We start from the raw sequence: 18,418 nt of genomic DNA, 5'->3' as shown, positions 1-18,418 counted from the left end.
ATAAAAGTTAAAAATCACTCTACCTGTTATCGGCAGAGTAGCCAAATTCTGCAATACAACAATATTGATTGGCAATCCCTTGCCTTTGAATTCACTTCTCTTCCAGAGATTTTAATCTTGCCTCGATATCATCAAGTCTTTTCCAGCATGACTGGATCGCATTCACAACCGGTGGAATGAACTCATCATAGCCAAGCGAGTAAACGTCATCTCCGCCATTTACGGAGTGATGCTGAAGTCCGCCGAAATCTTCAATGCCGAGTTTCTCGAGCAGGGCCTGCACCTCTTGAGCAATAAACCACTGATGCTCACGGGTGCGCTTTTTGGTTTCTTTCTTATATGCCTCTTCATTGAAAGTCACCGTGCGCTTAATGATGGGCTGCTTGTTCTCATCAAGCTCGCCTGTTTCTTCCTCAACCACTTCATAGTAATCATCGCGCAGGTTCCATTTACCCTGTACCGCCCGCAATCCCATGATGAAATCAATGCCAAGTTTGGTGTTCTCGACATCAGTTTTATCACGGCTATCAGATCGGTTCTGCACAGTCCCGTACACATATGTGGTTGTGGCCGAGTTACCCAGCTGAACCTGGTTGCTATCTGACACCCTGGCGTCATTACCTACTGTTGTCGTATTGGTAAGAACGGCTGTGGGGGAGCCAGTTTGAGTAAGCCTGCCGGAGTTGTTGCCTATTGCAGTATTGTTTGCTCCACTGGTATTTGTGACTAACGCCCCAGAGCCCACAGCAACATTTCCGGTTCCTGTGGTGGTAGCCAGCAAAGCCTGCTGCCCGATGCCAACATTATTTGTTCCCGTTGAATTCAACAGAGCTTTCCAGCCGACGGCTACTGTGAAGTCACCAAGTGTGGCAGAATTACCACATGCTCCAAATCCTGCGATAACGGCTCTCTGAACCCTTGTGGCTGTAGTTGCCGCTCCCGCACCTAATACTACACTTTCTGAACCAGCCAGATTATTTCGGCCAGAGAACATGCCAATAAAGGTATTATCGTGCCCAATACCTGCCCCTGGCGAAGTTGCACCGCCTAAACAATTCCCTGCACGGTATCCAACCATTGTGTTGTTTGAACCAATCGCAAAATCTCCAGCGAAAGCGCCTACATACACACTATTGGATTGTGAGTTATCCCCGGGGTTTCCATTTGCCCGATAACCTACCGCAACGGTATACGTTGTAGCCGATGCCTCGGCCATTGCTTCAAACCCAACGCCAACGTTATATCTTCCACCGGTAATTTTCTCTCCCGCACTCATACCAAAGAAGCTGTTATAACTGCCTGTAGTGAGCCATTCTCCAGCAACAGCGCCAACTGCGGTGTTTCCTTCTCCAGAGCTCCGGTAAAGCGCAAGGAAACCAACAGCAGTATTGTTATTTCCCGATTGATTAGACATCAAAGCTTTTGAGCCCAACGCAGTGTTGTTGACCCCACTTTGCATATCCATTAATGCCCGAGCCCCAAAAGAGGTATTATCATATCCAGTAGGGGCAGTTGAGGGGTTAGGTAATTGGGGGGTTAACTTAGAGCCGCCACCTCCATTGCCTATAATGTTATAAGAGCGTATCTGCTCAGCAGTGCCCCCAAGCTTGATATACCCATTTTTGATATTAATCACTACGCTTACGCTGGTTGTGCTTCCAGGCGCTTCAATAGTTCTTTGATCTATCCAGGTGAATATCTGGGGAACGCTATCGTAAGTGACCGACACATCTGACTGAGAGTCAAAGTTGTAAAATAAAGTATACCTTTCAGCGATATCAACGCTTCCTGAGCTGCCGCCTTTCCGCCACCACTCAGCATTATCAAATCGTAAAACACCGGGTCCGTAATAACTCTTTGCGTAGCCGAGAATCATCGGCGTTGATAAACGGTAGGTCCCTGCCGGGACGTATATCACATCAGCCGCCGCTTCTGCTGCTGAGAAATACGCATCACATAAGTTTGCTCCGGTAGAAACTGAAGGCGGGATAAAGTCAGCGACCGAAACAAAATCTTTGTTTTTGTCATGTTGGCTTCTGGCGACTGAACCGGTAAACGGCTGTTTAACCCCAATAAGATAGTCACCCAGCCCGTCTTTGCTGCTAGCCAACTGCTGACGAAGCTGATCGGGGTCGTAACGCAACACGTTCGGGAAGTAAAACTGCTGTACCCCGAAGAGGTCATATACAGCCATTGAGTGGCCTTCAACCGTGACGATTTTCGCTACCTGGCCGTTATATACCGGGAAGCCGCCAAGGTTGATTAAAATAGGCTGTGGGATCGGGATGTGACTGCCATCCTCATTCTCCACGTAAGCCTGAATTCGGTTAGCGGCAATAGTCGGGTCGGTATCAATCTTGCCAAGGTAAATGCGACCGCCGGCAAGCGCCTTAAATGCTCGCGCCGCGGTAAAAAGTTGTGACGGCATAGATACAACAACATTTGGCGTGATATCGGCCATTGGTTCTCTCCTGAGGCCAACCCCAGAGGCAGAAGGAAGCACACTGCCGCTCACCGCTGTGAGGGCTATGTTCTTGAAGAATGTCCTTCTTTGCATGTCTGTACTCCATCGCACTTAAAGGATGAATGAGACACGGTTTATCTGGGGATTGGAAGAATTATGATTGTGGGGGTGATCGAACGGCGAGGTTCGTGAAATGCTTAAGCACGAGAACCATGTATAAAAAAACCCAAGCTATTCCAGGGCTAGCGTTAAGGTAACTCGAAGGAATAATGGTTTTCTACACTATCGAAGGCTTATGTTTTTATTGTACTTTATGAACATAGGCGTAGCCGTAGGGATGCGAGCGGATTTTTTATATGACGCCTGGCTGCAGCGCAAGGATAGGAATTAATCAGATGAGCCTGGTGCAATGATTGTGAGAGCGCGATTCATGGAGTCCATATTCCTTTCAAAGGCTGTTGTCCCTGCCCCACCCGTACCTCCCACACATCTTCTGCCACGCCCCAGCCCCCGATATTCAATAGCTCGTCTCCCCGCACCTATGGTACAAAATACCCTTCTTTTTGTGTGCCGGGCGCCGGACACGCTGGCTGCGCTTTTCCCGGTTGCTCACTTTCAGGGACACGCTATGGGCTACTCCATCGACATCATCTCTTGTATCACTGACCGCTTCGTGGAACTTACCGCCACCGAAAAACGTATCGCGCAATTTATCCTCGATGACGTGCAGACTGCCGCGGCGCTGCCGATTGCGGAAATGGCGCGCCTGACAGAGACCAGCCAGGCGTCGATTACCCGCTTTGCCCGCGCCATCGGCTGCAAAGATGTGCGCGAGCTGAAGGTCAAGCTGGCGCAGTCGCTCGCCGTAGGGCAGCGTTTTATCATTGATGTGCCGGATCTGGAGGGCGTGCAGGGGATTTACGGCGCGATCATCAACGTGCTGGACATCAACCGCCGGGCGCTGAACCCGGACGCGCTGAAAAAAGCAGTGGGCTGGCTGAGCGGGGCGCGGCAAATTCTGGCCTTCGGCATGGGCGGCGGCTCCACGGTCTGCGCGCAGGAGTTGCAGTTCCGGCTGTTCCGCCTCGGCCTGCCGGTGGTGAGCCAGAGCGATGGGCTGCTGGTGCGGATGATGGCGGCATCGGTCGCGCCCAATGATGTGGCGATCGCGCTGTCGCTGGGCGGTTTTACGCCGGACGTGGTGGAGAGCGCCGCCATCGCCAGACAGTACGGCGCAAAAGTGATCGCCATTACCCCGGACGGGACGCCGCTGGCGCAGCAGGCGGATCTGGTGCTGCCGCTGATGGTGCGCGAAAACGACTACATCTTTAAGCCGAGCACGTCGCGCTACGCCATGCTGGCGATGGTAGATGTGCTGGCCACCGAGCTGGCGATGGCCAACAAAAGCCAGGCGAAAGACCGGTTACGGCGGATTAAGCTGGCGCTGGACAGCCACCGCGGCGGCGCAGACCGCCAGCCGCTGGGGGACTAATCCGGCACCACGGGGTGGCCCAGCGCCGCCATAAACCGTCGCGCCTGCCGCCGGGTGACCTCAACGCCCTGCCCGGCGCGGTACAACTCACTGCCCAACCCGGCCCCCCGGCAGCCTGCGTTCAGGTAATCCCGTAGGTTCTCCGGCGTCACGCCGCCCACCGCCAGCACCGGGACAGCCGGCGGCAGCACGGCTCTCAGGGCGGAAATATAGGCCGGCCCAAACGCCGAGGCAGGGAAAATTTTCAGCCACTGCGCGCCCGCCTCCAGCGCGGCAAAGGCTTCCGTCACCGTGGCGCACCCGGCGCACACCCGCATCCCCTGCGCGGCGGCGCGGCGGATCACCGGCGGATGGGTATTGGGCGTGACGACCAGCGTCGCCCCGGCCTGTGCCAGCACCTCCACCTGATCCACGTTCAGCACCGTCCCGCCGCCGATCACAGCCCGGTCGCCAAAGCGGCGGACCATCTGCGGGATGCTGCGCTGCCAGTCTGGTGAGTTGAGCGGGATCTCCAGGTAGCGGAAGCCCTCGTCTATCAGCGCGCCGAGGTGGCCTTCGGCCTCAGCGGGTGTAATGCCGCGTAAAATGGCGACTAACGGGTTAGCATCGTGCATCAAGAAGGCTCCTTATCCCTTGCAGAAAGGCGCGGTCGCCGCAGAGGCTACGGGTATCCACCCCGGCGCAGGCGAACGCCTGCTGATAGCGGCAGCACAGCGCCGCGCTGCCCACCAGCGTGATAGTGTGTAGCGGGCGTGCGGCGAGCATGGCGCGGACTTCCGCGCCAATCAGCACCCCGGAGAGCGCCTCGCCTACTGAGGCTGCAGGCAACCCGCCCAGCACGCGCGCCGCCCGGTGCCGGAACAGTTCACTGACCAGCGACGGGGCAGCCAGACCGCGTTCCAGCCCCTGGCAAAACCGGGCGTTGTCCTCCACCTGCGCCGGCAGCCCGTTGCCGATCAGCGAGTGCGTCATCAGCAGGTGGTGAAGCTCACCGGTCATGGCGGTGGAGAAGCCGGTGACGCCGCCGTCCTCCACCTGTACCCATTTGCTGTGGGTGCCCGGCATCACGTAACAGCCCGCCGGGGCCAGTTGCGTCGCGCCCAGCAGTTGCGTCTCCTCACCGCGCATCACTTCTTCGCGCCCGGCCCTCAGCCCCGGCACAATCCAGACGTTGTCCGCCACCTCGCACAGCCGGGCGGCCAATGCCCGTAGCGGCACCGGGCACGGCAGGTAAGGCACCGGCTGCCAGCCCGCGTCACTGCCGATCATCCCGGCCATCAGCACCGGCGTGGCCGCGCTTTCACGCCACGGCGCGATGTGTTGCTCAAAGACTTCGCGGGGGGAGAGGCCGTTCAGGCGGCTGATGCCCAGCGGGAGGGCCAGCGTTTTATCGCCCTGCCACGCCCGCAACTGACTGGAGCCCCAGTCAACCGCTATCACGTTGTCACTCATTGGCGGCCCCCTGTGGCGCACTGGCCGGGTGAACCGGCACGGCCTGCGGCCGGCTTTCCCGTTCGCGGGTGATCATCGCCAGCGCCTCCTCGCGGCTCATGGTGTTCGCCGGGGTCACCAGCGTGACCACCACGGCGCACGCCAGGCTCGCCAGCACCGACGGGATGCACGGGTTGCCCCAGGTCGCCATCCAGCCGCTGTTGGCCAGCATCAGCAGGGCGGTGCCTGCCCCACCCGCCAGCGCGGCCAGCGCGCCCTGCCAGTTAAAGCGCGTCCAGAAACGGCCGAGCAGGGAGCAGATGAACATGCCGGACATGATCATGGAGATCATTTTGGTGATGTAGCCGATGATGTCGTCAGAGGTCAGCGCGAACAGCAGCGCCAGGCCAATCACCAGCACCAGGAACAGGCGCGACAGGCGGATGGCCCGCTCCGGCGCGGGCATATGGCCGGTGATCAGGGTATAGAGGTCGCGCAGCATAATAGAAACCGCCGCGATGGCGTCTGAGCTGCCGGAGGACATGTTGGCCGACATCCCGGCGATCAGCACCGCCATCGCCAGCACCGGCGGCAAGACCTGGGTCGCGAACAGGAAGGCGAAGCCGCTGTTCTCCAACGCAGGGTTCATGGTGTAGGCGGCCATGCCGATGATCGCCGGCAGGAACGAGAAGCCGAGGTACAGCATGCCGGTGATGATAAAGGATTTACGCAGGGTGGAGACGGACTTCGCCGAATAGATGCGCTGGCGGTATGAGGGGGTCGCCAGCACGCCGACGCCGATCACCACCGCCAGGGAGAGCGCAGGCAGGACGCCGAGTTTGTCGACGGCAAACAGGCTTTGTGCCGCCGGGTCCACCGCCTGCCGGATGGGCTGCCAGCCGCCGACGTGATCCACCGCCAGCCACGCCATGAGAATAAACCCGATAAACAGCACCAGTGACTGCACGGTATCAATCCAGACTACCGCGGAATACCCGCCAATACCGACATAAACAATAAAGGCCGCGGCAATGATTATTTTTGCCGTCGTAATATCGATGCCGCTCGCCCAGGCCAGATATAATCCGCCCCCTAAAATATGCGCGCCGAGCCAGCCAATTGACGCGATAAAAATTAATATCGCCACGCTGTTTTTCACGATTTTACTGCCGCCGGTATAATACGATATTTCTTCGCTCATGGTCATAAAACGCAAATTACGCACCGGGGCAAATAACCAGGCCACCAGCAGAATACCCACCGCGCCGCCCAGGCCGTACAGCATCCCAGCCCAGCCGTTGAGGTAGCCAAACCCCACGGCACCAACGCTTGAGCCGGTGCCGACCATCGTGCCGACGGTGGAGCCGAGCGTCAGGAATAACGGCAGGGAACGCCCGCCCAATAAAAAGTCATCACCGTTTTTTTGCTGCCGTGATACATACCAGCCGAGAAAACTCATCGCGCAGGCATAAAGGCCAAACCAAATAAGGAAAGAGAGATTATTCATGGCTCACATCCAGACTTTACGTTAAGGCTCACATTAATGGCTCGCCCTGAAAAAAAGCACAGGAAACCCGTTGGCCTGTAAAAACAGGCCGGCATCATCTTTAATTATTTTCGCCCTCTCCCGGCGGGAGAGGGTGCCTTACAGAAACGTCAGCCCCGGTCAGCCCGGTAGCAGGTCACATCCACTTCCACTTTGCAGTCCACCACCAGATCCGCCACGCAGCAGACGCGGGCCGGTGGGTGCTCGCCGAAAAATTCACGGAAGACTTTATTAAACGAGGCGAAATAGCGGGCATCCGTCAGGTACACCTTCACGTGCACCACGTCCGCCAGGGTGTAACCGGCGTCGGCCATGATGTCCACGCAGTTCTGAATCGCCAGGCGGGACTGCTCAATAATGCCGCCCTCCACCACTTCGCCCTCTTTCATCGGCGTTTGCCCGGAGACGTAAAGCCACCCCGCCGCCTCAACGGCTTTAGCGAACGGCAGCGCCTGCCCGCCGGTGCCGGTGCTGCCACCGACGCCATAACGTTTAATGCTCATGTATGCTCCTTATTGCCTTTTCCCGGCGCAGAAAACGCCCTGCGCGCCCTGTTACCTGTTGGCTCTGACCATAACTCATTACCCCGTTCACCATCACGGCCTCAATGCCCGCCGCAGGCTGTTTCGGATCACTGAAACTGGCCACATCGCGTACCGTGGCCGGGTCAAACAGCACCAGATCGGCATAATAACCGCGCTTCACCAGCCCGCGTTCAGGCAGGCGGAAACGGGCCGCCGACAGCCCGGTCATTTTGTGGACGGCAACCGTGAGCGGGAACAGCTTTTCGTCCCGGCTGTAGTGGCCCAGCACACGCGGGAACGCCCCCCACAGGCGCGGGTGCGGCATCGGGTCGTTCGGCAGGCCGTCAGAGCCTATCATCGTCACCGGGTAGCGCAGCACACGCCGCACGTCCTGCTCGTCCATGTTGTAGTAAATGGCCCCGGCGGGCATCAGCGCCGCGGCGGCCTCATGCAGTGACACTGACCAGCGCGCCGCGATCTGCTTAAGCATCTGCCCTGCCACTTCCGGATGCGGCTCCGACCAGGTGATGACGATGTCGAAGTCGTCGGTGACTTGTTTCATGTCCAGCGTGGAGGAGCTGGCAGAATAGGGATAGCAGTCACAGGCGACGTCCTGCTGCGCCCGCACGCGGTCGAACAGCGCCAGGGTCTCCACGGTACGGCCCCAGTTTTTCGCCCCGGCGCATTTATGGTGCGAGACCACCACCGGCACCCGGCTGTGGCGGCCGATGCGGAACGCCTCGTCCAGCGCCTCCAGGATAGGCTCAAATTCTGAACGCAGATGGGTGGTATACAGGCCCTCTTCCGCGGTCAGTGCCTCAGCCAGCGCCATCACTTCCTCGGTGGTGGACTGGAACGCGCTGGCGTAGGCCAGGCCGGTGCTCAGCCCCAGCGCGCCCTGGCGCAGCGCCTGTTTCAGTTCGGCGCACATTGCCGCAATCTCCTCCACGGTCGCTGCGCGGAACAGCGACGCCATCTGGTTGTTGCGCAGCGTGGTGTGGCCGACCAGCGTGCCCACGTTTATTGCCGGGCGCGCCTGCGCCACCGCCTGCGCGTAGGCCTCCACCGTGGGGTAGGCAAACTGGGGCGCGTCGCCGAGCAGGTTCATCGGGTCCGGCACCTCGCCTTTTATCGTCGCGCACGCCGCGCTGATGCCGCAGTTGCCGACGATCACCGTGGTCACGCCCTGGCTGATCTTGGGTAAATAGTCGGGCATCCGGATAATGTTGATGTCGTCATGGGTGTGGACGTCGATAAATCCCGGTGCCAGCACGCGCCCGCGGCCCTCGATCTCGTGCACGGCCCCGCCTGCGACAGAGGGCGCAATCTCAGCGATGCGATCGCCCTGCACTGCCACATCCGCCCGGTATTCCGCGCCGCCGGAGCCATCAATGACCGTGACATTCCTGAACAGATAGTCGAACTTCATGTGTTCCTTACCCCCTTTATAGCCTGCGCTGAAGTTAACCATTTACAATGGGTGAAAACAGTGGAAAATTACGCAAAATGCTGACGAATTACTGATACTTTTATTCATTAAACGCCATGCCATCACTATTTATTTAATAATTACAAAAAGTTAAAAAAGATACCCACCCTGAAAGAAAGTACCCACCCGGAGGAAGTGTGTTATGAAATATCAGGAAGAGCCTCTCGTTTCCCACAAGTCTGCCCTTATCACCACCCCGGCCAATGTGCTGCGGGAAGAGGTGTGCCTGCCTGCGGCACTGATTAAGAAAACCGCGCTGGAAAACAATATTCAGTGGATGCAACGTTACGCCGACGCGCGCGGCGTCTCCCTGGCACCGCACGGCAAAACCACCATGACACCGTGGATTTTTCAGCAACAGCAACGCGCCGGCGCCTGGGCGATCGGCGTCGGCACGGCGTGGCAGGCCAGCGTGGCGATGCAGAGCGGCATTTCGCGCGTGCTGATGGTGAACCAGCTGCTGGGCAAGGCGAACATGACGCTGATCTCGCAACTGAAAGCCCGTTACCCGGCGGTGGATTTCCTCTGCTGTGTCGACAGCGCGGCCAACGCACGCACCCTCTCCGCGTTTTTCGCCGCACAACACCAGACGCTGGACGTGCTGATTGAGCTGGGCGTGCCGGGCGGCCGCTGCGGTTGCCGTTCCGCCGATGAGGCGCTGGAACTGGCAGAGACGCTGGCTGCCCTGCCGGGCCTGCGGCTGCGCGGGCTGGAGCTCTACGAAGGCGTGGTGCACGGTGAACAGGCGCAGCCGAAGGTGGAAGCGCTGTTGCGTGACGCCGCCGCGCTGGCCTGCCGGCTCGCGCCCTATGCCGACGGGGAGTTCCTGCTCACCGGCGCGGGGTCGGTGTGGTATGACGTGGTGTGCAACGTCTGGCTGGAGGCGGAGAAACCGGCCAATTGCCGCATCGCCATCCGCCCCGGCTGCTACATCACCCATGACGGCGGCATTTACCAGGACGCACAGGACGCGCTGATGGCGCGGGACAACGTCGCCTGCGATCTGGGCGGCAGTTTAACCTCGGCCATGGAGCTGGCAGCGCTGGTGCAATCCGTGCCGGAAGCGGGCCGGGCCATCGCTAATTTCGGCAAGCGTGACAGCGCATTTGATGCCGGGCTGCCGCAGCCGATCGCGCATTACCGCCGGGGCGTCGCGCTGCCGCACCCGGCGCTGACGATGGAAACCACCGGCATGATGGACCAGCACGCCATGCTGACCCTGAAGCCGGGCGCGGAGGTGCAGGTGGGCGATATCCTGCTGTTTTGCACCTCGCACCCGTGCCTGACGTTCGATAAATGGAAAACGCTGCTGCTGGTGGATGACGAGTACAACGTGCTGGAAGAGCTGGACACTGCGTTCTGATCCGCCCTCCCCGCGCCTGGCCGGGCGCGGGCTTTGCAGGCGGCGGGGTTGACAGGCGAGAGAGCGTCAGCGCGTCGCCTGCGCCACCTCCCTGGCTTTTTCTTCCTGCTGGCGGCGTTCGGTTTCCAGCATCTTTTTCTCGTAGACCTTAAAGAACGGGTAGTAGATGGCGAGCGAGATAAAGAAGCAGATAAACACCAGCCCGCAGGCGATCAGGTTCCAGTTGGTGGTGATCAGCGCCCCGAGCGGGGCCGGGACGGTAAACGGCGGCTTCACCATCATGCGCGGGATTAACCCGCTGACGGTAAACAGGTACACCACCAGCGTGTTGGCCATCGGCGCCAGGACAAACGGGATCGCCAGCAGCGGGTTCATCACAATCGGCGCACCGAAAATCATCGGCTCATTGATGTTAAACAGCCCAGGGATAAACGACAGTTTCCCCAGTTGTTTCAGGTACACCACCCTGGAACGGATGAACAGCACCACCAGCGCCAGCGTTGAGCCGGTGCCCCCCATCTGCGCATACCACTGGAAAAATTGCTCGGTGAAAATGTTGGGCAGCTCATAGGCGCTGACGCCGGACTGGAACAGCTCCATGTTCTGCATAATCGCCTGATCCCAGAGCGGGCGGATCAGCGGCCCCATCACCGCATGGCCATGAATGCCCAGTACCCAGAACAGGTCGATCATGAACTGCGTCACCATGCCGCCAAACAGGTTGGTGCCGGTCATAAAGCCTTTCAGCGGCATGATGAGGGTGCTTATCAGCGCATTGATATCGATATTCAGGAAATGCCGCGGGATCCAGAACACCAGCACCACCGCCAGTGTCGGGAACAGCGCGGAAAACGAGCTTGCCACCACCGGCGGCACCCCGGCCGGCATGGTGATGTCGATATTGCGCGTCTTGATAAAGCGGAAAATCTCAATCGCCACCAGCGAGGAGATGATGGCCCCGAACAGCCCCTGCGAGCTGAGCGACGTCAGCGGGATATAACGCCCGGCCACCGCCTCCCCCGTCACCGTCACGCCCTGGGTAATGTTCACCGGCACCACCATCAGGAGGGTTGCCAGCATCGCCAGCAGGCCGCTGGTCATCTCATTGAGCTTATAACTTTTGCCGAGGAAAGAGCCGATGGTAAACGCGGCATAGAGCGACATCAGCCCGACGGTGAAACGAAACGGGACGTCGAGGATATCGCGCCAGGGCGCAATAAAGGCCATATAGCCTTTAATCGGGATATTCAGCAAAATCACAAAAAATGACCCGACAATCGTGAGCGGTAAAATAGAGATAAGCCCATTGCGGACCGCCTGCATATGGCGCTGGTTGCCGATGGCATTGGCCACCGGCAATAATTTTTCCACCAGTGTTTCAAAGCCCGGCATGGTCGTTCTCCTCAAAGCCATTATTTTCAATCACGCGGCGGAACCAGCGGCCGGATTTTTTCAGTGAACGTTGTTGGGTCGCGAGGTCAAGACGATAAAAGCCGTACCGGTTTTTATAGGCGTTCTGCCACGACCAGCAATCAATAAATGTCCACATGTGGTAACCCAGACACCGGCTGCCGTCGGCTATGGCGTGATGCAGCCAGGCTAAATGCTCCTGTAAAAACACAATCCGGTAATCATCCTGCACTTCGCCCTCGACCATAAACTGCTCTTCGTCCATGATGCCGATGCCATTTTCCGACACGAACCAGGGGATATTGCCGTAACGGTTTTTAATCAGCATGGCGATGTCATAAATCGCGGGCGGATATATTTCGATACCGCGTGAGGTATTCATCCGGCGGCCCGGCATCACATACTCTTCAAAGAAATACTCCGGCAAAAAACCCTCGGATGCGTCAAAGGGAGTCTCACGCGCTTTGACCCGCCGCGGGCGGTAATAATTAATGCCGAGCAGGTCAATCTGCGTCGCCGCCAGTAATTCGGTGTCGCCCGGTAACACGTCAGGCAGTTGGTGATGTTCTTTCAGTAAGGCGATAAGTTCCGCCGGGTAGCGGCCGCACAATATCGGCTCATTGATGCTGCGGGTGTAAAACAGGTCGGCCATCGCCGCCGCCTGGGTGTCTTCCGGGCTGTCACTGCGGGGATACACCGGGATCACATCCATAATGATGCCGATTTTCCCCGGCAGCGCCCGTTTGCGCCAGGCGGCAACCGCTTTGCAGTGCGCCATCACGATATGGTGCAGCACCTGGGCGGCGCGGCGGAAATCGCTGACGTAAGGGTAATGGCGCGGGTGCAGGTAGCCCGCCTCTGCCGGAATAAGGGGCTCATTAAAGGTAAACCAGTAGCGCACGCGGTCGCCGAACAATTGATAGCATCTATCGGCATACCGCGCGAAGGCGTCCACCACGTCGCGATGTTCAAAGCCGCCTTTTTCCTGGAGCGCCATCGGCATATCGAAATGGTAGAGATTAATAAAAGGCTCAATGCCCTGGGCAAGCAATTCATCAATGACATTATTATAAAATTCGACTGCCTTCGGGTTAATCTCGCCGTCGCCGTCCGGAATTAAACGTGACCAGGAGATCGAGGTGCGAAAAGAGTTCAGGCCAAGGGCTTTGGCACGCTGAATATCCTCCCGCCAGTGACGGTAAAACGTGGAGGTATTCTCCGTGGTGACGCCCTGATAAAAGCGGTCATTAAAATGGTGCGAGGCGTAATCCCAGATATTGTCGCCTTTGCCGTCGCCGGGGAGCCGGCCTTCGGATTGCGTGGCGCTGGTCGCCGTGCCCCACCAGAATGTCTCAGGAAAGCGGTATTTCATCGGCTGCCCTTATTGTGTGGTGTTTCATTTCCCCTGGCCGGCTGATAACCGCGCAGCCCAACATAAAGTGATCTTTTTCGTTACGTTTCTCTTAATACAAAGAGACCGGCGTCAGGGATCACGCCGGAATAAGGCCGTGATGCCGGGATCGGCAACGCGCGGAATACGCTATTCTGGGTAGCGGCTAATAAAACAACAAGAGAGGGGGAACACAGAATGGCGGTGAATACCTGATACTTTTAGGGGATTTCCGGCGTAAATAATCCGGCGTGATTTAAAAACAGCGGGATAGGGGTGTTACTCCCCTGCCGCCACTCACCGGAAAGCCTGCGGCGGGTGTGGCCTGGATCAATAATTCCCTGAACCTTAACCCTGCGTTTTACGTGCGTAATTATCACCCTGCTTTAGCATTTAGGGCGGTTCTGCCCTGCCTGCCCATTAAATATGTTTGCCGCGCTAAAGAATTGCCGACGCCGGCCGATTTGTTGTCTGCCCTTTTCCCTGATAACCGACTCAATACACGTTTAACGCGTGGGTAAATGAATCATGCTAAAGAATTTCAGTATTCGTCAAAAATTTATCGCTGCCTTTGGTGCCGTGGTAGCGGTTCTTATCATTATCTGCGCATCGTTTTATATGAACTTCTCCCGGATTGTCAGTGCCAATGACTGGAACGTCCACACTTACCAGGTGATCGACGAAAGCCGTGCGCTGGTGGAAAGCCTGGTCAATATGGAAACCGGCTTGCGGGGCTTTGCACTCAGCGGCGATGACGCCATGTTGCAGCCTTACACCACGGGCCAGGCGGCGTTTATCGAACACCTCAATAAAGCGAAAGCGTTAACCCCAGACAACCCGGCCCAGCAGGATCGCCTGGATCAGTTGCTGAAACAGCAACAGCAGTGGACCACCTCTTTCGCCCAGGTATTGCTGGATAACCGCCGTGCGCAGACGACCGGCGCGATGACGCCGGAGGCCTTCCTCGCGGCTTTCCGCGCCAACACCGGCAAAGCGCAGATGGACAGCATGCGCGCGGTGATTATGGAGGTTTCAGGTGAGGAGCAGTCGCTGCTTGGCGCACGCCAGATTGCCGTGCAATCCACCCGCACACACACCACCCTGACCCTGGCGTTTGGCGCACTGTTTGGGCTGGGCATCGCGATCACGCTGGGTTACCTGCTGGCCCGCTCCATCACCGCCCCGCTGCACCGGGCCGTGGCTGCGGCGCAAGCCATCGCCAAAGGGGATCTGACCTCGGTACTGGTGGCGGACTCCCGCGATGAAACCGGGATGTTGCTGGATGCCCTGGCCACAATGCAGTCGCAACTGATCCGCGTGGTGTCTGATATCCAGACGGCCGCCTCCATGATTGATAATGCCGCCAAAGAGGTCTCCAGCGGCAATACTGACCTCTCCAGCCGTACCGAACAGCAGGCGGCCTCGCTTGAGGAGACGTCAGCCAGCATGGAACAGCTCACTGCCACGGTGCGCCAGAACACTGCCAACGCCCAACATGCCAGCTCACTGGCCACCGATGCCTCGCAGGTGGCGGTGCGCGGCGGTGATGTGGTGGAACAGGTGGTTACCACCATGTCTGCCATCGCGGAAAGCTCCAGACATGTGGTGGATATTATCGGCACCATCGAAAGCATCGCCTTCCAGACCAATATCCTGGCGCTGAACGCCGCGGTGGAAGCCGCCCGTGCCGGTGAGCAAGGCCGCGGGTTCGCCGTGGTGGCCAGTGAAGTGCGCGCCCTGGCGCAGCGCAGCGCCAACGCCGCCAAAGAGATCAAGCAACTGATCGGTGCCTCGAACACCCGCGTCACCCAGGGTTCCGAGCTGGTGGCGGATGCCGGCGCCACCATGGGCGAAATTGTCAGCGCCATCCGCCGTGTGTCAGACATCATGGCCGAAATCTTTACGGCGTCTGATGAGCAGGCCAACGGCATCGAACATGTCAGCATTGCGGTAGCGCAGATGGATGAAGTCACGCAACAGAACGCCGCTCTGGTTGAGCAGGCGGCTGCGGCGGCGGTGTCACTGGAAGAACAGGCCGACCATCTGGCCAGGACAGTGTCGGTGTTCAAAACCTCCGCTGTCTGATCATGTCACGAAGCCGGCCCGGCACCCATGACCTGGCCGGTTTCCTGATTGATAAAAATCGTTTACGGAAAGGGTTTACAGAACCTGTTGGCGGATGCCGGTGTTCTTTAACGGATAAGTGACGTCAGCAGGTTCTGGCCTTCTGCAAAGCCAACTGGCCGGATAGCGGTTTTCATCACATTTCGCGACGTATTTACTCACTCCGCCCCTTAGGAACCGGTTCCATTACGACTTCACGGCCATCGGTAAATGGCAGGATTATTCTCACTCTGCGCCATTTTTGTTTTTTTGCCGGTTTTATTTATTGATAGATTTATTTGCAGCGATCAATCCGGTAATAAAGCCCTTAATCCGGCGTTTATTTGCGGCTTTAAAAAAATAAGCCTTATGCACTGCACTAAGCGACCTTAAAATAACTGGGGGTAAAGCGTTACCGGACATCCCTGTCACGGTGATGTTTGAAAACAGGAAGGGCCAGAGGGCTATACAAGGCAGGCAGAGCCTTTTGATAACCCTCACGGAGATAAAGGAAATTTCAGAGAAGTGAAAAGAGCAGAAGATATAACCGGAGAAAAGAAAAGGGATTACTGAATACAGGCGATGCGCTATAAACACCCACTTTTTTTACCGATCAGTGCGGCTATTCGACCAGCCAGCTAATACTTTCATCTTTGATAAGATAATGAAACCTATGGATATCCTCTTGATTTACTTGGTGACCGCAGTCACAACACAGATAAACAGGAGATGTACCGGAAACTTCAGATTGGTCCAAAGACTCAAAATCTTCACCTCCACAATGCTGACAGATGAAGTAAAAATTATTCATGTACCTCACTCATAAAAAAGTGTCACGCGGTAATAACTGCAACTGACGTTGCCGCCGGTGACCATAGTGTTGACATTGCTACCCTAATCAGCGACCACACGTTATCAATTTTTTCAGGGTGGTGACCCGGCTATTGATTTTATCGGTGTTGCTGCCTTCATTCGGTACTGCCTCACTGAATTGCTGCCTTTCCATGGTGAAGTGTCGACACTTATTCAAAGCACACCGCAAAATGATAACCGCGGCGGTAATGTTATAAGCGTAAACAGAAACTGGGAATTTTGCCTGCCGGCCATGCCAATGCCGCTTTTTCTTGCAGCGCAAGGATTAAAAAATTTCATCAAGATTTCAGCAAATGCGGTTAAATCTGCCGTAAATCGTCAGGAAATTCTGTTCCTGGGCAGTGCTCCACCACTAAGCCCCCTATTTTATACACAGACATCGCGTTAGTTTTAATTAAAATTCATAATACTTTTAACACCGCGTCACTGCACTTTCAGGGTGAACAGGTTGCATTACAACAAGTAGACGCTTAATCCAAATGTTAAAAGCATTAAACCATCTTATAAATCACTTCTACAATTATATTTTTTCTATATATAAAACTGGGCTTAAGCGGCACTTTAACCACAAAAGGGGGAATGGCACCACAATTTGCTGCCGGGCAGCTAAAGTTTTCCCGGCCGGGGCCGATATCCGGGATATCTGCTCTCAGCGAGGCAACCACTATGATGAGCCGCCGCATAACCTGGCTTGGCATTTTTACCTTTTGTGTTCTGTTCTGGGCATTGGTGTTTTCCCTGTTCTAACCGGGTTACCGGGCAGCCGGGTAAACGCCTGGGGCTGCCCCCACCATTTTTCGCCGCGGCCATCGCAAGGGTTGCTGACGGCATCTGTATTCTGGGGAAAGAGACGTGAAATATTTCGTGATGGGTGTGTCGTTTATGATGGCCGTCTGGCTGGGTGCCTTCACCATGCTGATGCGGTAAGGCCACAGAGACGTTACCCAACAAAAAGGGCGCATTTGCGCCCTTTTTTCTTTGTCCGGTAAGGTTAGCCCGGCAGGTTTAGCCCGCCGCCTCATTGCTGCCGGCGGGCTCGTTGCTTTTGGCAGGGGCCGCCAGCAGGCCATCGGCCCGGAACATCGCTTTGATGCCGCGTACCGCCTGGCGGATGCGGTCCTGGTTTTCAATCAGGGCAAAGCGCACATGGGTATCCCCGTAGTCACCAAAGCCGATGCCGGGCGACACACAGACTTTCGCCTCGGCCAGCAGCTTTTTGGCAAACTCCAGCGAGCCAAGGTGGGCGTAAGCCGCCGGGATTTTCGCCCAGACATACATCGAGGCTTTCGGGTTCTCAACCATCCAGCCCGCCTCATGCAGCCCTTTCACCAGCACATTGCGCCGCTGGCGGTACTGCTCGGCGATGTCACGCACGCACTGCTGATCCCCTTCCAATGCGGCAATCGCCGCCACCTGCAATGGGGTGAAGGTGCCGTAGTCATGGTAGCTTTTGATCCGCGCCAGCGCGCTGACCAGCTCCGGGTTGCCGACCATGAAGCCGATGCGCCAGCCCGCCATGTTGTAGCTTTTGGAGAGCGTGAAGAACTCCACCGCAATCTCTTTCGCGCCCGGCACCTGCATGATGGACGGCGCTTTCCAGCCGTCATAGACGATGTCGGCATAAGCCAGGTCATGCACCACCAGCACGTCATACTGCTTCGCCAGCGCCACCACCCGCTCAAAGAAATCCAGTTCCACGCACTGCGCGGTCGGGTTGGAAGGGAAACCCAGGATCATCATTTTCGGCCGCGGAATCGACTCACGGATCGCCTTCTCCAGCTCACCGAAGAAATCGACGCCCTCGGCCAACGGCACGGAGCGCACCTGCGCCCCGGCGATCACTGCGCCGTAGATATGGATCGGGTAGCTGGGGTTCGGCACCAGCACGGTGTCGCCGTGGTCCAGCGTTGCCAGCATCAGGTGCGCCAGCCCCTCTTTCGAGCCGATGGTCACGATCGCCTCGCTTTCCGGGTCAATCTCCACCTGGTAGCGGTCCGCGTACCAGCGGGAAATGGCCCGGCGCAGGCGCGGGATGCCGCGGGACGTGGAGTAGCCGTGGGTATCCTCACGCTGTGCCACGGTGCAGAGTTTTTCCACAATATGCGGCGGCGTCGGGCCGTCCGGGTTGCCCATGCTGAAGTCGATGATGTCTTCACCACGGCGGCGGGCCGCCATTTTCAGCTCGGCGGTAATGTTGAACACATAGGGAGGGAGACGTTCAATGCGGGTAAAGCGGCGTAATGCACGGGGTTCAGCCATGATGTCCTCAATGTCACGTTAGCGCCCGGACCGTCCGAGCGACGTTGACCGCGTTGCGGTCGAAAGATGACCTT

Annotated in this window: 12 protein-coding genes; 3 read left to right on the top strand and 9 right to left on the bottom strand. The window is 57.4% G+C overall.

The genetic code is table 11. From position 1 onward, the window contains the following. Positions 1-91: 91 nt before the first annotated feature. Positions 92-2,461 carry a phage tailspike protein gene (locus CYR52_RS22645; RefSeq protein ID WP_165699083.1) on the bottom strand — a complete coding sequence of 790 codons (2,370 nt, stop codon included), beginning with the start codon at positions 2,459-2,461 and terminating at the stop codon, positions 92-94. A 631-nt stretch (positions 2,462-3,092) separates the two neighbouring features. On the opposite strand from CYR52_RS22645, the gene CYR52_RS10655 reads away from it, so the two are divergent. Further along, positions 3,093-3,956 carry a MurR/RpiR family transcriptional regulator gene (locus CYR52_RS10655; RefSeq protein ID WP_072933759.1) on the top strand — a complete coding sequence of 288 codons (864 nt, stop codon included), beginning with the start codon at positions 3,093-3,095 and terminating at the stop codon, positions 3,954-3,956. Here the strand turns inward: CYR52_RS10655 and CYR52_RS10650 are convergent. The 5 genes from CYR52_RS10650 to CYR52_RS10630 form a co-directional block, all read right to left on the bottom strand. Further along, on the bottom strand, positions 3,953-4,570 hold the full coding sequence (locus tag CYR52_RS10650) for a 2-dehydro-3-deoxy-6-phosphogalactonate aldolase (protein ID WP_101828546.1): 618 nt from the start codon (positions 4,568-4,570) through the stop codon (positions 3,953-3,955). The genes CYR52_RS10655 and CYR52_RS10650 overlap by 4 nt on opposite strands. Next, complete coding sequence (locus CYR52_RS10645) at positions 4,557-5,408, bottom strand: 2-dehydro-3-deoxygalactonokinase (RefSeq protein ID WP_101828545.1); 852 nt, start codon at positions 5,406-5,408, stop codon at positions 4,557-4,559. Before CYR52_RS10645 ends, CYR52_RS10650 begins: the two co-directional genes overlap by 14 nt. Next, positions 5,401-6,894, bottom strand: a complete 1,494-nt coding sequence (locus CYR52_RS10640) for a sodium:solute symporter family protein (RefSeq protein WP_072933766.1) — start codon at positions 6,892-6,894, stop codon at positions 5,401-5,403. Before CYR52_RS10640 ends, CYR52_RS10645 begins: the two co-directional genes overlap by 8 nt. 149 nt (positions 6,895-7,043) lie before the next feature. Continuing rightward, positions 7,044-7,436 (bottom strand): RidA family protein, encoded by a 393-nt coding sequence (locus tag CYR52_RS10635; RefSeq protein ID WP_072933768.1) that lies wholly within the window; start codon positions 7,434-7,436, stop codon positions 7,044-7,046. Next, positions 7,426-8,886, bottom strand: coding sequence for an N-acyl-D-amino-acid deacylase family protein (locus CYR52_RS10630; RefSeq protein ID WP_101828544.1), 1,461 nt, complete (start codon positions 8,884-8,886; stop codon positions 7,426-7,428). The genes CYR52_RS10635 and CYR52_RS10630 overlap by 11 nt, the downstream gene beginning before the upstream one ends. A gap of 202 nt (positions 8,887-9,088) precedes the next feature. On the opposite strand from CYR52_RS10630, the gene CYR52_RS10625 reads away from it, so the two are divergent. Next, complete coding sequence (locus tag CYR52_RS10625; RefSeq protein WP_101828543.1) at positions 9,089-10,309, top strand: amino acid deaminase; 1,221 nt, start codon at positions 9,089-9,091, stop codon at positions 10,307-10,309. A 66-nt stretch (positions 10,310-10,375) separates the two neighbouring features. Here the strand turns inward: CYR52_RS10625 and CYR52_RS10620 are convergent, their stop codons facing one another. Both CYR52_RS10620 and CYR52_RS10615 read right to left on the bottom strand, forming a co-directional pair. Further along, on the bottom strand, positions 10,376-11,701 hold the full coding sequence (locus tag CYR52_RS10620; RefSeq protein ID WP_101828542.1) for a PTS sugar transporter subunit IIC: 1,326 nt from the start codon (positions 11,699-11,701) through the stop codon (positions 10,376-10,378). Continuing rightward, positions 11,688-13,091: a glycoside hydrolase family 1 protein gene (locus CYR52_RS10615; RefSeq protein ID WP_072933178.1), complete on the bottom strand. Its 1,404-nt coding sequence runs from the start codon at positions 13,089-13,091 to the stop codon at positions 11,688-11,690. The genes CYR52_RS10620 and CYR52_RS10615 overlap by 14 nt, the downstream gene beginning before the upstream one ends. Positions 13,092-13,637: 546 nt before the next feature. Here CYR52_RS10615 and CYR52_RS10610 point away from each other — a divergent pair. Further along, positions 13,638-15,194, top strand: a complete 1,557-nt coding sequence (locus CYR52_RS10610) for a methyl-accepting chemotaxis protein (RefSeq protein ID WP_072933176.1) — start codon at positions 13,638-13,640, stop codon at positions 15,192-15,194. A gap of 1,896 nt (positions 15,195-17,090) precedes the next feature. On the opposite strand, the gene alaC is transcribed toward CYR52_RS10610, so the two are convergent. Further along, positions 17,091-18,344 carry an alanine transaminase gene (alaC, locus tag CYR52_RS10600; RefSeq protein ID WP_072933174.1) on the bottom strand — a complete coding sequence of 418 codons (1,254 nt, stop codon included), beginning with the start codon at positions 18,342-18,344 and terminating at the stop codon, positions 17,091-17,093. Positions 18,345-18,418: the final 74 nt, after the last annotated feature.

This window comes from Chimaeribacter arupi, assembly GCF_002858805.1.
In the GTDB taxonomy this organism is placed as follows: Bacteria; Pseudomonadota; Gammaproteobacteria; order Enterobacterales; family Enterobacteriaceae; genus Chimaeribacter; species Chimaeribacter arupi.
Note: the sequence above shows the minus strand (reverse complement) of the source record. Positions and strands in the feature narration are given on the sequence as shown.